22 protein-coding genes are annotated in these 17400 nt (G+C 39.2%); 15 read left to right on the top strand and 7 right to left on the bottom strand.

Annotation, left to right across the window (positions count from 1 at the left end; genetic code table 11):
• Positions 1-175: 175 nt before the first annotated feature.
• Together J2Z32_RS15010 and J2Z32_RS15005 are read left to right on the top strand one after the other, a co-directional pair.
• A complete protein-coding gene (locus J2Z32_RS15010) occupies positions 176-1117 on the top strand; it encodes an MBL fold metallo-hydrolase (RefSeq protein ID WP_210090002.1) in 942 nt (313 codons plus the stop codon).
• A 121-nt stretch (positions 1118-1238) separates the two neighbouring features.
• Complete coding sequence (locus J2Z32_RS15005) at positions 1239-2867, top strand: ABC-F family ATP-binding cassette domain-containing protein (protein WP_210090001.1); 1629 nt, start codon at positions 1239-1241, stop codon at positions 2865-2867.
• A 130-nt stretch (positions 2868-2997) separates the two neighbouring features.
• On the opposite strand, the gene J2Z32_RS15000 is transcribed toward J2Z32_RS15005, so the two are convergent.
• The gene (locus J2Z32_RS15000) at positions 2998-3183 is read right to left on the bottom strand and encodes a hypothetical protein (protein WP_210090000.1); all 186 of its coding nucleotides are present in this window, start codon (positions 3181-3183) and stop codon (positions 2998-3000) included.
• A gap of 161 nt (positions 3184-3344) precedes the next feature.
• Between J2Z32_RS15000 and J2Z32_RS14995 the strand changes: the two genes are divergently transcribed.
• Both J2Z32_RS14995 and J2Z32_RS14990 read left to right on the top strand, forming a co-directional pair.
• A complete protein-coding gene (locus tag J2Z32_RS14995; protein WP_210089999.1) occupies positions 3345-4238 on the top strand; it encodes a cation diffusion facilitator family transporter in 894 nt (297 codons plus the stop codon).
• 141 nt (positions 4239-4379) lie between these two features.
• The gene (locus J2Z32_RS14990; protein WP_210089998.1) at positions 4380-4859 is read left to right on the top strand and encodes a DinB family protein; all 480 of its coding nucleotides are present in this window, start codon (positions 4380-4382) and stop codon (positions 4857-4859) included.
• Between the two features lie 40 nt (positions 4860-4899).
• Here the strand turns inward: J2Z32_RS14990 and J2Z32_RS14985 are convergent, their stop codons facing one another.
• Positions 4900-5214, bottom strand: coding sequence for a hypothetical protein (locus J2Z32_RS14985; protein ID WP_210089997.1), 315 nt, complete (start codon positions 5212-5214; stop codon positions 4900-4902).
• Between the two features lie 308 nt (positions 5215-5522).
• Between J2Z32_RS14985 and J2Z32_RS14980 the strand changes: the two genes are divergently transcribed.
• Positions 5523-6344, top strand: a complete 822-nt coding sequence (locus J2Z32_RS14980) for a C40 family peptidase (protein WP_210089996.1) — start codon at positions 5523-5525, stop codon at positions 6342-6344.
• A gap of 51 nt (positions 6345-6395) precedes the next feature.
• Here the strand turns inward: J2Z32_RS14980 and J2Z32_RS14975 are convergent, their stop codons facing one another.
• Both J2Z32_RS14975 and J2Z32_RS14970 read right to left on the bottom strand, forming a co-directional pair.
• Positions 6396-6824 carry a hypothetical protein gene (locus J2Z32_RS14975; RefSeq protein WP_210089995.1) on the bottom strand — a complete coding sequence of 143 codons (429 nt, stop codon included), beginning with the start codon at positions 6822-6824 and terminating at the stop codon, positions 6396-6398.
• Between the two features lie 67 nt (positions 6825-6891).
• Positions 6892-7056 carry a DUF1328 domain-containing protein gene (locus J2Z32_RS14970; protein WP_210089994.1) on the bottom strand — a complete coding sequence of 55 codons (165 nt, stop codon included), beginning with the start codon at positions 7054-7056 and terminating at the stop codon, positions 6892-6894.
• A gap of 182 nt (positions 7057-7238) precedes the next feature.
• Here J2Z32_RS14970 and J2Z32_RS14965 point away from each other — a divergent pair, with 182 nt between their 5' ends.
• The 6 genes from J2Z32_RS14965 to J2Z32_RS14940 all read left to right on the top strand — a co-directional run bounded on the left by J2Z32_RS14965 (position 7239) and on the right by J2Z32_RS14940 (position 12028).
• Positions 7239-7730 carry a DUF948 domain-containing protein gene (locus tag J2Z32_RS14965; RefSeq protein ID WP_210089993.1) on the top strand — a complete coding sequence of 164 codons (492 nt, stop codon included), beginning with the start codon at positions 7239-7241 and terminating at the stop codon, positions 7728-7730.
• 209 nt (positions 7731-7939) lie between these two features.
• The gene (locus J2Z32_RS14960) at positions 7940-9097 is read left to right on the top strand and encodes a fused response regulator/phosphatase (protein WP_210089992.1); all 1158 of its coding nucleotides are present in this window, start codon (positions 7940-7942) and stop codon (positions 9095-9097) included.
• A 63-nt stretch (positions 9098-9160) separates the two neighbouring features.
• Positions 9161-10372, top strand: coding sequence for a response regulator (locus J2Z32_RS14955; RefSeq protein WP_210089991.1), 1212 nt, complete (start codon positions 9161-9163; stop codon positions 10370-10372).
• A gap of 68 nt (positions 10373-10440) precedes the next feature.
• A complete protein-coding gene (locus J2Z32_RS14950) occupies positions 10441-10800 on the top strand; it encodes an STAS domain-containing protein (RefSeq protein ID WP_210089990.1) in 360 nt (119 codons plus the stop codon).
• A gap of 2 nt (positions 10801-10802) precedes the next feature.
• On the top strand, positions 10803-11255 hold the full coding sequence (gene rsbW / locus J2Z32_RS14945; protein ID WP_210089989.1) for an anti-sigma B factor RsbW: 453 nt from the start codon (positions 10803-10805) through the stop codon (positions 11253-11255).
• Positions 11252-12028 (top strand): sigma-70 family RNA polymerase sigma factor, encoded by a 777-nt coding sequence (locus J2Z32_RS14940; RefSeq protein ID WP_210089988.1) that lies wholly within the window; start codon positions 11252-11254, stop codon positions 12026-12028. Before rsbW ends, J2Z32_RS14940 begins: the two co-directional genes overlap by 4 nt.
• A gap of 132 nt (positions 12029-12160) precedes the next feature.
• On the opposite strand, the gene J2Z32_RS14935 is transcribed toward J2Z32_RS14940, so the two are convergent.
• Complete coding sequence (locus J2Z32_RS14935) at positions 12161-12493, bottom strand: DUF5665 domain-containing protein (RefSeq protein WP_210089987.1); 333 nt, start codon at positions 12491-12493, stop codon at positions 12161-12163.
• A gap of 109 nt (positions 12494-12602) precedes the next feature.
• Complete coding sequence (locus tag J2Z32_RS14930; RefSeq protein ID WP_210089986.1) at positions 12603-13025, bottom strand: YtxH domain-containing protein; 423 nt, start codon at positions 13023-13025, stop codon at positions 12603-12605.
• A gap of 294 nt (positions 13026-13319) precedes the next feature.
• Between J2Z32_RS14930 and J2Z32_RS14925 the strand changes: the two genes are divergently transcribed.
• Positions 13320-14324, top strand: coding sequence for an asparaginase (locus J2Z32_RS14925; protein WP_210089985.1), 1005 nt, complete (start codon positions 13320-13322; stop codon positions 14322-14324).
• Between the two features lie 113 nt (positions 14325-14437).
• Here J2Z32_RS14925 and J2Z32_RS14920 read toward each other — a convergent pair whose 3' ends face one another.
• Entirely contained in the window at positions 14438-14662 is a 225-nt protein-coding gene (locus J2Z32_RS14920; protein WP_210089984.1) for a DUF1128 domain-containing protein, read from the bottom strand.
• Positions 14663-15175: 513 nt separating this feature from the next.
• On the opposite strand from J2Z32_RS14920, the gene yyaC reads away from it, so the two are divergent.
• From yyaC to J2Z32_RS14905, 3 genes are all read left to right on the top strand, one after another.
• Entirely contained in the window at positions 15176-15709 is a 534-nt protein-coding gene (gene yyaC / locus J2Z32_RS14915) for a spore protease YyaC (RefSeq protein WP_342453968.1), read from the top strand.
• Positions 15710-15772: 63 nt separating this feature from the next.
• Positions 15773-16567 carry an alpha/beta fold hydrolase gene (locus J2Z32_RS14910; protein ID WP_210089983.1) on the top strand — a complete coding sequence of 265 codons (795 nt, stop codon included), beginning with the start codon at positions 15773-15775 and terminating at the stop codon, positions 16565-16567.
• A gap of 145 nt (positions 16568-16712) precedes the next feature.
• Positions 16713-17360, top strand: coding sequence for a DUF6483 family protein (locus tag J2Z32_RS14905; protein WP_210089982.1), 648 nt, complete (start codon positions 16713-16715; stop codon positions 17358-17360).
• The last annotated feature ends 40 nt before the right edge of the window (positions 17361-17400 follow it).

The following is a 17400-nucleotide window of genomic DNA, read 5'->3' as shown; positions in this document are numbered from 1 at the left end:
ATTATGGTTATAAATACAAATTAAACACTACTAACGATGAAGTTGTACACTTTTATGGTGTATTTGAACTCAGGGTAGTGCTTGCTCTACAATAAACATAAAGTCATATGAGCATGGCAAGATTGCTGCCTGCCCAGTAACAGGATGAGTAGACACAAGGGAGGGCGTAAATGTAATGCCTAAAAAAAGATACTCAAACATCGATAATGTAAGTACCGATAAAACACTGAAGCAATTTAAACAGTGGCGTAAAGAACGGCGAGAAAAAACTAAGGATTACTCCTATGTTGTTCCTAATGTACCCCCACAGCTTGATTATTTGTGGAACAATCGGGAGCAAGCGACAGTAACTTGGATTGGTCATTCTACCTTCTTAATTCAATATGGAGGTCTTAACATTGTTACTGATCCTGTCTGGGCGATGAGAATGGGTTTCCAGCGTAGACTTGGGATGCCAGGAATTCCACTTGATGATGTACCAGATATTGATCTTATTCTTATTTCTCATTCCCATTATGATCATATGCATATTGCATCCATTCGTAGATTATATGGAAGACATACGGAGTTAGTTGTACCAATTGGGCTTAGACGCAGGCTCGCTCGTAAAGGCTTTAGAAGAATTCATGAGCTGACGTGGTGGGAGGATTTAACCTTTAAGGGAGTGAAAATCTCCTTTGTTCCTTCTCAGCATTGGACACGTCGAACGTTGTTTGATACCAACACCTCACATTGGGGTGGGTTTGTTTTAGAGGCTGACAAGGGTATGCCTTGTATTTATTTTGCAGGGGATAGCGGTTATTTCCGAGGTTTTACGGAGATTGGTCAACGCTTTAATATAGATATTGCCTTAATGCCGATTGGAGCCTATGAGCCTGAATGGTTTATGACTTCACAGCACACCACTCCAGAGGAAGCGCTACAAGCTTTTGTTGATGTGCGGGCCAAGCTAATGATTCCGATGCATTATGGCACATTTAAGCTAGCAGATGATACTGCAAGAGAGGCGCTTGATCGGTTGGAGGCGGATCGTAAACGTCGGGGATTGCCAAAGGATATCATCCATCTTTTGCATTATGGAGAAACTTTTCATGTAAAGGCTTATCATTTTAAATAAGTAACATATAACATTCACGATTAATGTGAGAACAATGTCGTTCTTTCCACTTAGGGTTACTCTTTTTATGATATAATGCTAAACTAGGGTGTGATTACGAATAAAGGATGGTAATGTGTAAATGATCAGTACAACTGGTGTAACGCTCCGCTATGGAAAACGGGCACTTTTCGAGGATGTAAATATAAAATTTACGCCTGGTAACTGTTACGGCTTAATTGGAGCTAATGGTGCAGGGAAATCAACATTTTTAAAAATTTTAGCTGGTGAAATTGAACCAAACCAAGGTGAGGTTCACATGACTCCAGGTGAGAGAATGGCTGTGCTTAAGCAAAACCATTATGAATATGATGAGTTTTATCCAATTGAAACGGTTATTATGGGTCATAGTCGCTTGTTCTCTATTATGAAAGAGAAGGATGCTTTGTATGCTAAAGCTGATTTCTCAGAAGAAGATGGCATGCGTGCAGGTGAGCTAGAGGGCGAATTTGCTGAACTTAACGGATGGGATGCAGAGTCTGATGCAGCAGCATTGCTGATTGGTCTTGGGATTCCTCGTGATTTACATGAGAAAAAAATGTCTGAGTTAAGTGGTAACGAAAAGGTACGTGTATTGCTTGCCCAGGCCTTGTTTGGTCGTCCAAACAACCTATTGCTGGATGAGCCTACGAACCATTTGGACCTTGAGTCCATCCGTTGGCTAGAAAACTTCTTGATGGATTATGAAGGTACTGTTATCGTGGTATCCCATGACCGTCACTTCCTAAACAAAGTATGTACTCATATTGCAGATATTGATTTTGGTAAAATCCAAATGTATGTTGGTAACTATGACTTCTGGTATGAATCTAGCCAATTAGCACTTGCATTGCAACGTGATGCGAATAAGAAAAAAGAAGAAAAAATTAAAGAGCTACAGGCATTTATTCAACGCTTCTCTGCGAATGCTTCGAAGTCCAAGCAAGCGACTTCTCGTAAAAAGCAATTGGATAAAATAACGTTGGAGGACATTCGTCCATCAAATCGTAAATATCCATTTTTACACTTTAAAGCAGAACGTGAAGCAGGTAAACAGCTTCTAACTGTGGACGGTCTAAGCAAAGTGATTGAGCAGGATAAAGTGCTTGATAATGTAAGCTTTGTTGTAAATAAAGGGGATAAAATTGCATTTGTAGGTCCTAATGGCTTGCCAAAAACAACGTTATTCCAAGTATTAATGGGTGAAACGGAAGTAGATGCTGGTGAATTTAGCTGGGGTGTGACAACCTCACAGGCTTATTTCCCTAAAGATAACAGTAGCTACTTTGATGGTGTGGAGCTAACTCTTGTAGATTGGCTTCGCGAATATTCTAATGACCAAGATGAAACCTTCCTGCGTGGATTTTTAGGACGTATGTTATTCTCTGGTGAAGAAGCGCTGAAAAAAGCAAGCGTATTGTCCGGGGGAGAAAAGGTACGTTGTATGCTCGCTAAGATGATGCTTAACGGTGCTAACGTATTGTTGTTTGATGAGCCGACGAACCACTTAGATCTAGAATCTATTACAGCACTCAACAACGGCTTAATCGATTTTGATGGTACGATCTTATTTACATCTCATGACCATCAATTCATTCAAACGATCGCAAACCGTATTATTGAAATTACCCCTAAAGGTATTATTGATCGTATTATGAGCTATGATGAATATCTCGAAAGCGAAGAAATTCAAAAGCTACGTAATGAGATGTATGAAGGTGCATTAGACTAATATATCTTCATTTACCTTTAATTTATTATTTATAAATAAAGACCAAGGCATGCTCTTAGGGGACTTATCCCTTGAAACTGTAAGAGCTGCCTTGGTTTTTTCTGTTTTCCGATTGGTTGCTAAGCATCCATTATACGCCAGTGCGGCGACGTTGGTTGTTTGGCTTTTTATTATTTTGTGTTTTTAGAGCTTTAGTTTGAGTACTACCTTGGAATCCTGCTTTATTTCCTGAGGATTGTTGTTTTTTTTGCTCTAGCTTTTGCCGCATCGCGTCCGCTAGGCTTATTTTACGTGGTTGTTGATTCTCTTCTGTCATTTAAATCATCTCCTTGATATTGAGAAAGGGGCCTACCTCTATCTTATACGTTTTTAAAACGATGGACAACGGGAATAATAACATTTGAGCCGATTATGTATATTAGAATCAGCTTAATGTGCCATCAGTGAACTGTTTTAATTATAAAGGAGGCTAAAGGTGTGGATATATATGAGGATATTCGTAAAGGTGAGCGGGGAGCATGGGTAAGTATTGCGGCTTATATCGGCTTATCCATTTTTAAATTAACTTGTGGTTATTGGCTTGCTTCCAATGCACTCGTGGCTGACGGCTTTAACAATTTAACAGATATTGTCGCTTCTGTCGCCGTCTTGATTGGACTCAAAATTTCCCGAAAGCCACCTGACTCAGACCATACATACGGTCATTTTCGTGCAGAGACGATTGCAGCCTTAGTTGCTTCTCTTATTATGGCGATTGTGGGTATTCAAGTTATTTTTACAGCACTTCGCTCCTTGTATTATGGAGATACATCCTCACCTGAGCTTGCGGCAGGAGGGGTGGCGGCATTTTGTGCTGTCGTAATGTGGGGAGTTTACCTGTATAATCGTAAGCTTGCCAAGCAAACAAATAGTGGTGCATTAATGGCGGCAGCTAAAGATAACATGTCAGATGCATTAGTGAGTGTTGGCGCAACCATTGGTATTGTTGGTTCACAATTTGGCTTGCCTTGGCTTGATATGGTGGCAGCGTTAGGTGTGGGTATTTTAATTTGCTATACAGCATGGTCCATATTCGGTGAAGCTACTCATAATTTAAGTGATGGATATGATGAGGAAGAGTTAGCTAGTTTGCGGAGTGCCATTCGCCGAATTGATGGAGTAGAGGGGATAAAGGAGCTAAAGGCTCGTATTCACGGGAATAAAGTGTTTGTGGATGTTGTAATTGAGGTAGATCCACAGTTAACAGTGAAACAAAGTCACGAAATTAGTGATCTTGTAGAGAAAGAAATGTACAACGAAAAACAGAATGTGTTAGGTGTTCATATTCATGTGGAGCCTAAGGATGAAATCCATCAGGACAATTTAACATAGCTGAAAATAAAGTTAGTGGTTGTCATTAAAAGTCGTTGGAAAAAAATCTAAGCTTCGCTTGCCTTCTGGAACAGAATGGTATAATATAGGAACATACGATCCCCTTTTTTGTTACTTGATTCTATTCAGGAGGTGTCTGTTATGATAAGGTTAGGCAAGGAAACGATCGATCGCTATAAACAATTTATTGTTTGGAGTGATACATTACTTGATTTAGACGATAACATATGGCAAGCTCCAATCGCTAAGGGAAAAGCAACGGTTGCGGAAATCATTTCCCATCTTCAAAATTGGGACGATTACCTGATACATACGGTGATCCCTGCAATTAAAAATGGCGAAGGAATGGTGTTCCCAGCCTTTGATTCTTTTAATCAGAAAGCTTATGAATATGCCCGTTCGGGTATTTCTAAAACAAGATTGCTCAACGAATTCAAGCAAACCCGTCTTCAGCTCGTTGAACTACTATTAGCTGAGCCAGAGGTTGCTACTAGACATGTCACTGCAAATGGTGTGGAAAATTGCCCTCGTACAGGAACACCTTATTCATTGCTATACATCATCCACGAATTTATAGATCATGATAATCATCATAAGAACCAAATTTTATCTGTAATTTGATTTTTTTTGGTTAAAAACGATATAAACCGTCTATCTGTATCTATTTCCCTTCTAGATGTGGTAAAGGTACAGGTGAATAAACAAATGTATCTCCATCATCATCTCGTTTTAGAACAACCCCAAATACCGCCCCGCCGTTACTTTCTCCTGATGGCAGGGCGAAAATCATTGGCTCACACCGCAATTCCTCGTTTACATCTTCAAAAACCTTCTGCCAATGCTTAAAAGCGACCTCGGTTAGTTGGTCAATTTGGGCATAGATTTCTTTTAGCTCCCCAGCGGTTAACCTGAAAAACGGCTCATTTTGTTTATATTTTATTGCAAGCTTCTCTTTATACTCCTCGATGCTTAACAAACTAAATTCCCAGTCAAACGGAAAAATTGTTAGATCATAAATGATAGATTCAGCAATAAATAGATTAGCTAATAAATCTATCTAGTTACCCAGCTGATCTTCCATCTCTAGCAGTTAATTAGAACCTATATACATACGAAAGAACTGGGTATTTGGTAGCACAAAAAGGAAAAACACGAAAATCGACTTATTTAGACAAAATGCGACAAGGAATATAATGGTGATATCGCCAAGGAAAGGAGTGAATGGTTAAGAGTCGCCTGAATTCATCAAGAAAACACCAAGAATAAGCATCTAGGAGGACATCTATGAAGCGCAGTACGGCTATTTTTATGTTAAGCACAGCTATTTTATCTTCATCAATTACCTTTCCGATCGCAGCCTCGGCTGCTGAAATGGAAGTATCCACAACAAAACAGACCTTATCTACTGGAACGATTGTTGGTGGTGTTAATTTAAGAGACAAGCCTTCTTTGTCTGGTAAGGTAGTTGGATTTGTAAAAAAATCGACGAAGGTTTCAATAGTAGAAGAAACGAACAACTATTTTTATAAAATAAAAACACCTGATGGCAAGGTTGGTTATATTAGTTCAAACTCTAAATATGTTCAGGTTAGTGGACAAGTCCCAGCACCTATCCCAACCCCATCTAAGCCTGAGCCAACTCAGCCATCAATTCCTGATAGCATTAGTAGTAAAATCGACCTTGTTATCTCAACGGGGATGAAATATTTAGGTACACCATATGAATATGGCTCTGATCGCAATACAACACTTACGTTTGATTGCTCTGATTTTACAAGACAAGCTTTCAAAGAAGCGTTGGGTCTTGCGTTGCCCTCAGATTCTCGTAAACAAGGGGAATGGATTAAAAGTAATAATTCAGCTGTATATAGCATAAACAAGCTAAAGCGTGGAGATTTAATATTCTTTATGAGCTATAAAGGTTCTAGTGATGCTGCGTATCAAGGTATCGATAAAAATAAAGAAAGAATCACACATGTTGCGATTTATTTAGGAGATGGGCAAATGCTGCACACCTATTCTACTAAATCAGGTGGAGTAAAAACAGACAAGCTTGATGGCGCATGGGTCAAACGCTTTTTATATGGAGGAAGTGTATTGAAATAATGTAAAACGCACGATAGAGGTTGATCACAACCGTCCTATCGTGCGTTTTTTTTAAAAGCTTAATGTATATCCTGGCAGATGAATCCAAGCATTACCTAACCACGTATGAATTTCAAACCATTCACCTTGAACCTTACCTGTTGGTGTTACATATTGTGGTGCAATCTTGCTCCAAGCTTTGCCTTCAGGAGATTCATGAATAACAGTGATTTCGTTTAGTTCAATTGGAAGTGGAGCGACAAACAAGTCACTTCCTGTGATAAAGGGTTCACTTACTGTAAGCCTCACTGGTGCATTTTGTGTTTCGGTGGCTGGTGCTTCTGACGATGGTGTGTCTGTTGTGGTCGTTCCTGTTGTAGTTGCCTCTATTGAAGTTTTACTTTGCTCCATATTGGATGTGCTTGATGTATCTGCGGAAGCAACTGTAGCAAGTGTTAGACTAAGTGCAGCTGTAGCAGCAAAAATGGATAATTTTTTCATACTGAAATCCCTCCTGAATTTTACAAAATTTAATTGTAGCATAAATATTGGATAACGTCTGTTTTTCCTAAGAAGAACTTCTTCTTCCCGTTAGTAAGGAAATGATAAACAAAACTAAAAAGATAAAAAATAATACTTTAGCTATGGATGCCGCGGCGGCAACAAGGTTGAAGAAACCAAAAATACCTGCGACGATAGCAATGATGAAAAAAACAGCGGCCCATTTTAACATGGCATTCATCCCTCTTTCATAGTAAATTAGTATTGAGTGGTTTAACGTATTGCTCATTAACCTGAGAGCTGGTCCTTTGAAACACTTTAATTTTTTGAAGAAATTGTGGTTCGGGCTAATTGTTAGAAGGTTAATTATTTGGTTAATGAGTCATTACGTAGGTCAGGAAGAGGAGGAAAAACATGATTTTACAAATTAGTGTGGCAGTCATTGCTTTGGCGTTTGTTGTGCTCGTCGTATTTGTCGTAAGAACACTACAAGCTGCGGAACAATCTCTGAACAAAACAACACAAACCTTACAGGAGGTACAACAGACGGTTGATGAATTAAGCTATGAACTTAAGCAGGTAGTAAGGCAAGCAAATGACATCTCAGGTGATGTTAAGCACAAGATGGATCAGATTGATCCTGTAATGGAATCCGTCAAAAATGTGGGTGAAGTATTAAGTGAAGTGACCTCTGCTGCAAAACAAGTGTCAAGCGCAGTGGTTCATCGGTTTCAAAAATCTTCACAGCAAATAAAAAAAGAAGCTACGGCATCCATCACGTCAGTTGATGCCAATGCAGTAAATTCAGGAGTTGCAGCCCAATCAGCAAACACGTCTTCCAAAAAGCAGGATTGGACAAAATGGGTAGATATTGCGGCTACGGTCTGGCAAAAGTATCGGTCATAGGTTATCTTAATTAGTTGGTTCAAAAGTAAAATACATGGGTAATGCTTGGCTAACAAGCTATTGAAACTTAGAGCTCGGAAAATATAGATAAGGAATGGGAGTAAGCATGTTGCCCATTCCTTATCTATGTTTAAACTACTAGGAATAGTTGTTTTTTTCGACAAAAGCATACACTTTTTTAGTTATGAGCGATAAGGAGGATAAGAAAGATGAAAATTTTAATTGTTGACGATAATCCGACAAATATAATTATTGTGCGTGAAATACTAAAAAAAGAAGACTTTCGTAAAACGTTTGTGGCTTCATCAGCTAAGGAAATGTTCCAAATGCTTGGTATCGGTGATACTCCTTTAAAAAGAGAAAGCATACTTGGTGGTGTGGATTTAATCTTGCTGGATATGATGATGCCAGAAATGGACGGGATTGAAGCATGTCGTGTACTACAGCAGCACGAGCATTTAAAGGAAATCCCCGTTATTATGGTCACGGCAGTGGGCGATTCTAAAAAGCTAGCCGAAGCTTTAGATGCAGGTGCTGTGGATTACGTGACGAAGCCGATTAACAAGGTAGAGCTGATGGCGCGTATTCGTTTAGCTTTACGACTAAAAAAGGAAAAAGATTGGCATAAGGAACGAGACCAGCATTTAAAGGACGAGCTACAACTCGCAGCAAAGGTACAAAGTGCGGTCTTAAGTCCTCCAATCCATGATCCTCATTTCCAGATTGATGCCTTCTTTAAGCCCTCTTTTGAGTTGGCGGGAGACTTATATTCCTGGTATTCGTTAGGGGATGGAAGGTATGGGGTCATTTTGTTAGATATGATGGGGCACGGTATTTCTTCTTCGTTATTTTGTATGTTTATCGCTTCAGTTCTAAAGGATACGGTTACTACCTATGTAGAACCAGAGAAGGTCATTCATGAATTAAACCGACGCTTTAATCAGCTTCATATTAAGGATCAGTTAATTCAATACTATTTTACAGCGATTTATTTAGTCGTGGATACGAGATTTAAAAAAATTGATTACGTCAATGCGGGACACCCACCAGGGCTGCTATGCACACAGGATGGGAAGATTACAAAGTTAGATACAGTATGTGCACCTGTTGGGCTGTTTGACACGATGGAGGCGACGACCACAACGATTCCTTATGAAGGTAGTGGCCACATCGTCTTATATACGGATGGTTTGATGGAACTGCTTGCAGAGGAGCTAGATGAGCAGATGGGAATGATTGAATCCTTTATGGAGCGTAGTCATCACTTGAATCGGGAGGAAATGGAGCGGTTATTAAGTGAAGTGGAGCAACGTAAAAGTCGTGAAGATGATCAGTGCTTAGTTTGGATTTCCTTTGATGAGGGGTAAGTATATAAAAAGTGATATAAAAGTGACATAAAAAATACATGGTAGTGTAATAAGGAGGTACTTATGGGGGGGAATTCCGAAAAAGCAACCATTTTATTTATTAATGATCATAGGGAAGATGGATTAGCAGTGGAAGCTGTGCTTGAACAGGATCATTATAAACTAAAGGTAGTAACCTCTGAGGAGGAACTACTTCATTATTTGCGAGAAGCTCAGGTTGCACTCATATTGCTTAATGTAGATATGCCTAGACTAGATGGGGTACAAACCGCAAAGAGAATTAAAGCTCATCATCATACGAAAAACATCCCCATTATTTTTATTTCGGACAATCAAAAAAAAGTGGAAAGCTTAGTGGAGTGTTATTCACTAGGTGGGTTTGATTACATGATTAAGCCTTTAATTCCACAGCTGTTACGATCAAAGGTGCATAGTTATGTCACAATGTATCAGGTAAATAGAGAACTGAAGAAGCAAAGTGATTTGCTAACACAAAAAACACTAGAGCTAGAAAAAATAAATCAGCAGTTACTTGAAGCAAAGGAAGCGGCAGAAATTGCTGCTAAAGCCAAGACGGAATTTTTGGCTATGATGAGTCACGAAATTCGAACCCCAATGAATGGGATAATTGGTATGATTGATTTATTGCTTGATAGCGAGCTAGAGGATGATCAAAAAATATACGCTGATATTATTCGTAGTAGCTCAGACACACTTGTCGCTGTTATTAATGACATTCTAGATTTTACAAAGCTGGATGCTGGAAAAATGAAGCTAAAGCATAATGCTTTTTCAATCAGGAATGGGATAAAGGAAGTATTTACTTTGTTTTCATTGTCAGCAGAGCGTAAAGGCTTGCAATTAGAATATGACATTGAGGAAGCAGTGCCAGATCGGCTTGTGGGTGATATGGATCGTATTAGGCAAATTCTAATTAACTTGCTTGCAAATGCGATTAAATTTACAGCTCATGGTGGCATTTACTTAAGGATATCAGGCCATCCATTATCCAATGAGAGCTATGAATTAAAATTTGCCGTGAAGGATACGGGCATTGGTGTGGATGAGCATAAAATAGATCGGTTATTTCAACCTTTTTCACAATTAGATTCATCGATGTCTAGAAAGTATGGAGGAACAGGGCTGGGGCTAGCGATTTGTAAAATATTAGTACAGCTTATGAACGGGGAAATATGGGTGGAATCAAACCAAGATTCAGGGGTCACCTTTGTATTTACAATTCAGCTGAAGTTGCCAATGTATTCCAAATGTTAAAATATTGATTCATTTTGCTTCAAAATGTTTTATGATTTAAAGAATATGAATTTCAGGAGAGACTAGTTATGAGCCTAAATCGAAGTGAAAAGTTTTCTGTAACGAAAGACTGGCAAGACGATCAGTGCATTGTATATTTACAGGGGGAGCTTGATTTAGCAGCTGCTTCAGATTTTCGTAAGATGATGGAACCTATTATGAGTGATGATAAGCTCCACCTGCGCATGAACCTAAAGGATTTAAAATATATTGATAGCACTGGAATTGGCATTTTGTTATCTATTTTGAAGGTTAGACATAGCAATAATAGCACCTTTGTGGTGGAGGAAGTGCCGCCGCAAATTCAGAAGCTATTTACAATGACAGGAATTGCAAAGTTTTTTGCAGTACAGGACAATACCCAAGTAGGAACCGAAAGGAAAGAGTAGAAATGTTAGAGGATGGTCAAAAAATAACAATTTGCTTGCCTGCAACTGCCGAATATGTTGATATTGTCAGATTAAACTTATATGGAATTGCGTCCAAAATGGGCTTTTCCTATGAGGAAATTGAAGATATGAAAGTAGCTATTTCAGAAGCGTGTAACAACTCTGTGTTACATGCCTATCAGAGTCAAACTGGTGTGATGGAAATCCACTTTGAAATTCAAGGCGATGCGTTGTCCATTACCGTAAAGGATGAAGGGCAAAGCTTTGAACATTGGGAGCCTATGGAAAACGATCAAGCTCTGCATAATAAAGATCTAAGTAATGTAGAGATTGGGGGGCTTGGTTTTTATCTCATGCAGGCATTGATGGATGATGTCTATGTGAATCGTGAAGTAGGGCAAGGCACTAGTGTTACAATGACTCGCAAAGTAATGAGAAGCGAGGAAACCGTATGAATCATAAACTGACTCCCCCCGAGTCTTTGAATGAAACCAATAAGCTGATATGGCTGTATCAGCAAACAAAGGATAATGAAATTGCGACTACGCTGATCCATAAGTATGAACCGATGGTTAAAATTGCAGCTGGTAAAATTTCGCGCAATCGCCCTGATCTGTATGAGGATTTATATCAGGTAGGGCAAATGGCGCTTGTTCGTTTATTGCAGCAATATAATTTGGATTTAGGTATTCCTTTTGAGCCATATGCAATGAAAAGTATGATTGGTCATATGAAAAATTATTTGCGTGATAAGTCATGGTACATACAAGTGCCTCGAAGAATCAAAGAAAAAGGTGCATTGGTTCAGCAAGCTATTGATGAATTAACCGTTAGATTAGAGCGCTCACCTGATATTAGGGAGATCGCAAGTTATCTAGAGCTAAGTGAAGAGGAAACGGTTGAGGTATTGGCAGGGCGAGAATGTTATCACTACGTTTCATTGGATTCCCCCTTGTCACAGGATGAAAGTGCTGCGACATTAGGTGAATTGATTAGCTCCGAAGTTACAGATTACGATACGTTAGAAAAAAAGATGGATTTACAGCAAGCGATGAAACAATTAAAGCAGCAGGAACAGGATGTGCTGCTGTTAGCTTTTCAGGAGGGGCAATCACAACGCGCGATCGCACAACAGCTTGGTGTGTCGCAAATGAGTGTGTCACGTATTCAAAAGCGTGCGACGGAGAAGCTAAGACAGATTTTGTCCCATGCTGATTTTTCAGTATGAGTATCGTATATTTAATAACACAATGAAACCTGAGGCATACCTACTTTGCCTCAGGTTTCATTTGTGTTTATTCCATCTTTATGACTGTAATTTCTTCGATACTTTGAATTGTTTTGTGGTCTTCCGAGCAAATTAAGATTTCGTTTGTATGTAATCCAGCAGGCTCTTAATATAGTCACCAATCATTGGGACATTAACGAACAGACTTAACATCCAGCCAAGCAAACCAAGTACAACAAAGGTCCCTACAGTTAAACCTAATCCTCGCGATAAGCCAGCCATAAAATTAGATAAGAATCTACGTTTTGGATTAGAATAATTGGTAATAATATCCTGGAACTCAGATTTCTCCATCATGTGGGAGATTTGGTCTAGTCGTTTATTAAGCTTCTTTACCTCATGTCGTAGTTCAAAAGGATGCTCTTTAGGGTCATATTTAGGATCATACGGCGGAGTTGCTGCCATAAAAATGCCTCCTTGCCTGTTAGAATGAATAAAAATAGTGCTTGATGGGTGATCAAGCACTTATTTTGATTGTATCCTAAATTAGTCAATGGTGAAATAAACAAATGTGTTATGATTTTATTTTTTTCGCAGCTTGTTCTGCTGTCTCCGCCACATCTTCTGCGATTTCACTAGATGCTTCTGCAACTTCTCCTGCAATTTTAGCAGAGGTATCTTTTACATTGTCAGCGACATCAGCAGAAACCTGCTTCACACCTGAAATAATATGTCCAGCTCCAGAACCTACGACCTGAGCAACGTCACATGTTTTATTAGAAACTGTTTTGGCAATATCAGATACCTTGCTTCCTACAGTATATGCGACCTCTTTAGATTTATCTCCAGCAACCTTCATCTTATCAGATAGATCCTCACGCATTTCACGTCCTGATTTTGGTGCCCATAGTAATGCTGCGACTGCCCCAACTAGAGAACCTATAAATAAGCCCTTAGCAAATGATGTGCAATTTTCTGTTTGTTGTTCTTTACTCATAGCGACCGCTCCTTTAATAAAATAAATTTAGATTAAGAGGCTCAATCTTGAAATTAGTGCTTTGGCAAGTACGAATTTTGAATAGAGCCGATTAAGAATGAAAAAACGTTCAAGACGAAAAATAAGCTTAGTGTTATTTAAACTTATACGTGATCCATGAAACATTCAGCAGTAATAAATAAGATAGATCAATTTCTAGATATTCTAGATTTAGATATTCTAGATAATAGCGTTTCGGGCTTTCCTGTAATATACTGTACTGATGTAGCAGCTAAGAAGGGAGTTATACACAATATGGATACTGTATTAGTGAAAGAATTTAGAGCAAATCAATTAGAATGTATCCACCGCGGATCGATTTGCATCGTGAATAATGAAGGAAAAGTTATTCAATATGCAGGTGATCCTCACTATATAGCATTTACACGCTCATCGGCTAAGCCGATTCAAGCCATTCCTGGTGTACGTGCAGGGATTATAGAGCATTATGGTCTAAGTGAAGCCGACATTGCTGTGATGGTTGCTTCACATCGTGGGGAAGAGGATCATATGGGTACGTTAAATGAAATGTTACAAAAAATAGGGGTAGATGAACAAAAACTGGTATGTGCACCTAGCCTACCTTTAAATCAAGAGGCAACGATTAATATCCTTCGTCATGGTGGTGACCGTAGACGATTGTATCATAATTGCTCTGGTAAGCATCTAGGGGCGTTAGCCTATAGCCAGATGAAAGGCTATTCACTTGAGGATTACGCTGATCCTCAGCATCCTGTACAGCAGGAAATTGTACAAACCTTAGCCCAGCTAGCCAACCTTTCTCAGGATGACATTACGATTGGGGTGGATGGTTGTGGTTTCCCAGTATTTGCTTTACCACTTAGCGCATTAGCTACAGCATACATGAAGTTGGCTAATCCTCAGCTTATTCAGGATCAGGCAACAGCTGCTGCGGTTGCGACCATAACTAAAGCGATGAACAAGCATCCGCGTTTAGTAGCTGGAACGGGGATGGTGGATTCCATCCTGCTTGAGGATGACAACATCGTTGCTAAAGGTGGGTTTAAAGGGGTATATGCCTTTGCCCTAAAAAAAGAACAACTAGGCATCACGTTTAAAATTGCGGATGGGTCAGAAGAGGAGTGGGGGTTGGTAGTCACTTCTATTTTAGAGCAACTCCAATATGATCGCCCGAAGACAATTCAGAAGCTCAAGCAAGCATTTCCAAATTCGATTTATAATGATGCAGGCAATGAGGTAGGCACGTCAATTTGTGAGTTTAAGCTAGAGAGGCATTAAATTTTGAATTGATGATGATTAAATTTCTCGAAAAATAACCCGTTCCATAGCGCTAACCTGGGCGGGTTATTTTCGTTTATTGGGGTATATCGAGCTCAGGCAGTTACTTACGCTTATTTACGCAAACTTCCAAGCTCCTTGGCTAATGCCTCAACCTCTGAAATACTCAATCGTTCCTTACTCATGACGATCTCGTACACTTCAACAATATCATCGTAACGATCCAGTGAAAAAGCAGAAGCAGTCATAGCAGCACCAGTCGCCATTCTTAGCTTATTTTTAATTTCCTCTATCATAAATTCTATATTTTCTGTTGTTTTTTGCGTTAAGTCCTTCACACATCTCTTCCTTTCTTAATAACGATTCCAATATTAAAATCATATTAGCAGTATTGTTGTTACCATACAAGTTATCCTGAGTATAAATATATATGTAAATGTATACGTATACGTTTACATCTTACAAGTATTAAAGTTTTATGTTAAGATAATTATATAAATAAGGACGGCCAGCCACCGTCCTCAGTACAAACAACTTGAGTGAGGTTATCCTCCAAGAAAGTTTTATTCCATGAAGAAGTGACTCACAGGTTTGCTGACCTTGTAGTGGGTCACTTCTTTTTTCTATCCATGTATGTTATAGGTGCAACAATAAAACTTGCAAAAATAATTACATCTGAAAAAGAAAAGTTCATACGGTACACCTCCTTTCCGGAGGATGCTTTTTTGTGCATTTAATTAAGATATTGATAACTTGAATTTAGAATGTTCAATCACTCTTATTTTTAAAAATAAAGTATAATTAAAAATGGACTAGCTATTTTAATATAAAGGATTGAGGGGAAAATAAGCGTGGTTGCATTAGGAAAATTGTCACGTCAACATGGCAAAGGTATAGAGCGTAAAAGAGCAAGCGAGTTAGCTTCTTTTTTTGAGCAAATTGCACAATTACATCTCACCGAAAGTATCGTTTTTTTATGTGTTGGTACAGATTGCTCTACTGGAGACGCTTTAGGTCCTTTAGTAGGCTCGCGTCTTGAGCAGATAGGGTTGGATGTGGTGGGCACGCTTAATGAGCCTTGTGATGGGCATAATTATGAGAAGAAGATAAAATCAATTCCATTGGATAAAATCATTATTACCATAGATGCATGTTTGGGTCGTCCTGAATCTGTAGGGAGTTATTTAACCTCAGTAGGGCCACTACAACCGGCGCAAGCTACAGGGGGAACTTTAACACCATATGGCCACTATAGTGTGGCGGCTGTCGTGAATGCGAATGGCCCAAGGCCTTATACGATTTTACAGATGACCCCACTGAGCAAAGTTTTACAAATGACAGAGCAAATTGTGGAAGCAGTGAAACAAGTGTTTCAAAAGCGATAAAAGAGCTTAATATCTAGCAAGGTGTACCCAAGGTGCCATGATCATAGAAAGAAGGAATTGACGATGGACAATATACAAGTAAACGGAATTACGATGGCTTATCAGGACCAAGGTGAAGGTGAAGTTATTGTCTTATTGCATGGTTTTTGTGGCAGTTCTTATTACTGGGAAAAGGTTCAGCCTATATTAGCACAGCATTATCGTGTGATTTGTCCTGATTTAAGAGGGCATGGTTCTACAGGTGCACCCGTCGGATCGTACACGATAGAGCAGATGGCGGACGATGTGGCGGGTTTGATGGAGCAGCTTGGCATTACAAAATATATTGTGTTAGGCCATTCTATGGGTGGATACATTACACTTTCTTTAGTCCAACGTTATGGACATGTATTATCAGGTTTTGGATTGATTCATTCAACAGGTCACAGTGATAGCCCTGAGGCGATGGAAAAAAGGCTTGCTTCGGTTGCATCCATTAATGCGAATGGAATTACGCCGTTTATTGATGGCTTTGCTTCTGGTTTGTTTGCCCCAAGTCAATTAGATCAAAACAGTGAAATGATCATTCGTGTAAAGGAAATTGGCTACAAAACGCCACCCCAAGGAGCCATAGGCTCATTGATGGCAATGCGTGAGCGCACAGCTCGTTGTGATGTCATGTCAGCATCTGTGTTGCCATTATTACTTGTAGCAGGGGATCAAGATCCAATTTTAACGCCTGAGCGTGTGTTTACAACAGATCGCAAGGGTGTTACTCAGGTTGTTATTCATGGAACGGGTCATATGAGTATGCTAGAAGCACCTGAGCAGCTAGCGCAGATAATTAAACAATTTGCTGATTCTATAGACAATGAATGATGAATCTAAAACACATATAAATTACCCATAAGGATTATCAGTAAAGTTTACCCTTTAAAAATGGTGCGTTAGTAATTAACGCACTGTTTTTTGCGTTTTTGTCCATGAAGAAGTACAATTTGTTTGCAAAGGGGAGGATTGCTATATGCAGCGCAGAGATTATTTAGTTCGGATGATAGAGGAAATGACAGAAATATTAGGTAAGGTTTTTGGTTTGAAGCAAGAGCGGAAGTTTACTGAGGCATTATGGCAATTGGATGATTTATATAAAAAGCAGTTTAGACTAAGTAACGATTTGCTACGCTCCTTATCTGCTAAGGATATCGTAGAAATTTTCCATACAGGGGGAAAACTCGAAGCGGACAAGCTTCAGAACCTCGCTTATTTAATGAAGGAAGAGGGGGACCTCCTTATTGCTGCTGGACAGCAGGATGAGGGGACGTTTACACTCATGAAGTCACTTCATTTATATTTAACAGCTGCACAAGGTGGAGCGGATCGTACATTATGGAAGTTAGATGACCAGATAGGTGAATTAAATGTGCTTTTGAACAAATATCGTCTACCAAAGGAAACGGAGCAGCTCCGGCTACAATACGAGGAAGCAGCAGGACGATATGGACGAGCAGAGGATATTTTATATATTATGCTTCAAGAGCAGTGGATCACGAAGGAAGAAGCGCTTGCTTTTTACGAGCGTTTATTACAATTGGATGAGGCGACACTGTCACAAGGTGGATTACCTATAGAGGAAGTGCACGAGGCACTTCAGGAATTACGTAATATAAATTAATTCACATCATTAAGATTAATAATTAGATTAAGTTGTAAGA

Origin of the sequence: Paenibacillus turicensis (assembly GCF_017873435.1) — a bacterium.
Lineage (GTDB): Bacteria > Bacillota > Bacilli > Paenibacillales > Paenibacillaceae > Fontibacillus > Fontibacillus turicensis.
This window is presented reverse-complemented; position numbering and strand designations above follow the sequence as displayed.

Coding starts and splice junctions, on each gene's coding strand:
- J2Z32_RS15010 (WP_210090002.1), top strand. CDS start 176: ATGCCTAAAAAAAGATACTCAAACATCGATAATGTAAGTACCGATAAA.
- J2Z32_RS15005 (WP_210090001.1), top strand. CDS start 1,239: ATGATCAGTACAACTGGTGTAACGCTCCGCTATGGAAAACGGGCACTT.
- J2Z32_RS15000 (WP_210090000.1), bottom strand. CDS start 3,183: ATGACAGAAGAGAATCAACAACCACGTAAAATAAGCCTAGCGGACGCG.
- J2Z32_RS14990 (WP_210089998.1), top strand. CDS start 4,380: ATGATAAGGTTAGGCAAGGAAACGATCGATCGCTATAAACAATTTATT.
- J2Z32_RS14980 (WP_210089996.1), top strand. CDS start 5,523: ATGAAGCGCAGTACGGCTATTTTTATGTTAAGCACAGCTATTTTATCT.
- J2Z32_RS14975 (WP_210089995.1), bottom strand. CDS start 6,824: ATGAAAAAATTATCCATTTTTGCTGCTACAGCTGCACTTAGTCTAACA.
- J2Z32_RS14970 (WP_210089994.1), bottom strand. CDS start 7,056: ATGTTAAAATGGGCCGCTGTTTTTTTCATCATTGCTATCGTCGCAGGT.
- J2Z32_RS14965 (WP_210089993.1), top strand. CDS start 7,239: ATGATTTTACAAATTAGTGTGGCAGTCATTGCTTTGGCGTTTGTTGTG.
- J2Z32_RS14960 (WP_210089992.1), top strand. CDS start 7,940: ATGAAAATTTTAATTGTTGACGATAATCCGACAAATATAATTATTGTG.
- J2Z32_RS14955 (WP_210089991.1), top strand. CDS start 9,161: ATGGGGGGGAATTCCGAAAAAGCAACCATTTTATTTATTAATGATCAT.
- J2Z32_RS14950 (WP_210089990.1), top strand. CDS start 10,441: ATGAGCCTAAATCGAAGTGAAAAGTTTTCTGTAACGAAAGACTGGCAA.
- rsbW (WP_210089989.1), top strand. CDS start 10,803: ATGTTAGAGGATGGTCAAAAAATAACAATTTGCTTGCCTGCAACTGCC.
- J2Z32_RS14940 (WP_210089988.1), top strand. CDS start 11,252: ATGAATCATAAACTGACTCCCCCCGAGTCTTTGAATGAAACCAATAAG.
- J2Z32_RS14935 (WP_210089987.1), bottom strand. CDS start 12,493: ATGGCAGCAACTCCGCCGTATGATCCTAAATATGACCCTAAAGAGCAT.
- J2Z32_RS14930 (WP_210089986.1), bottom strand. CDS start 13,025: ATGAGTAAAGAACAACAAACAGAAAATTGCACATCATTTGCTAAGGGC.
- J2Z32_RS14925 (WP_210089985.1), top strand. CDS start 13,320: ATGGATACTGTATTAGTGAAAGAATTTAGAGCAAATCAATTAGAATGT.
- J2Z32_RS14910 (WP_210089983.1), top strand. CDS start 15,773: ATGGACAATATACAAGTAAACGGAATTACGATGGCTTATCAGGACCAA.
- J2Z32_RS14905 (WP_210089982.1), top strand. CDS start 16,713: ATGCAGCGCAGAGATTATTTAGTTCGGATGATAGAGGAAATGACAGAA.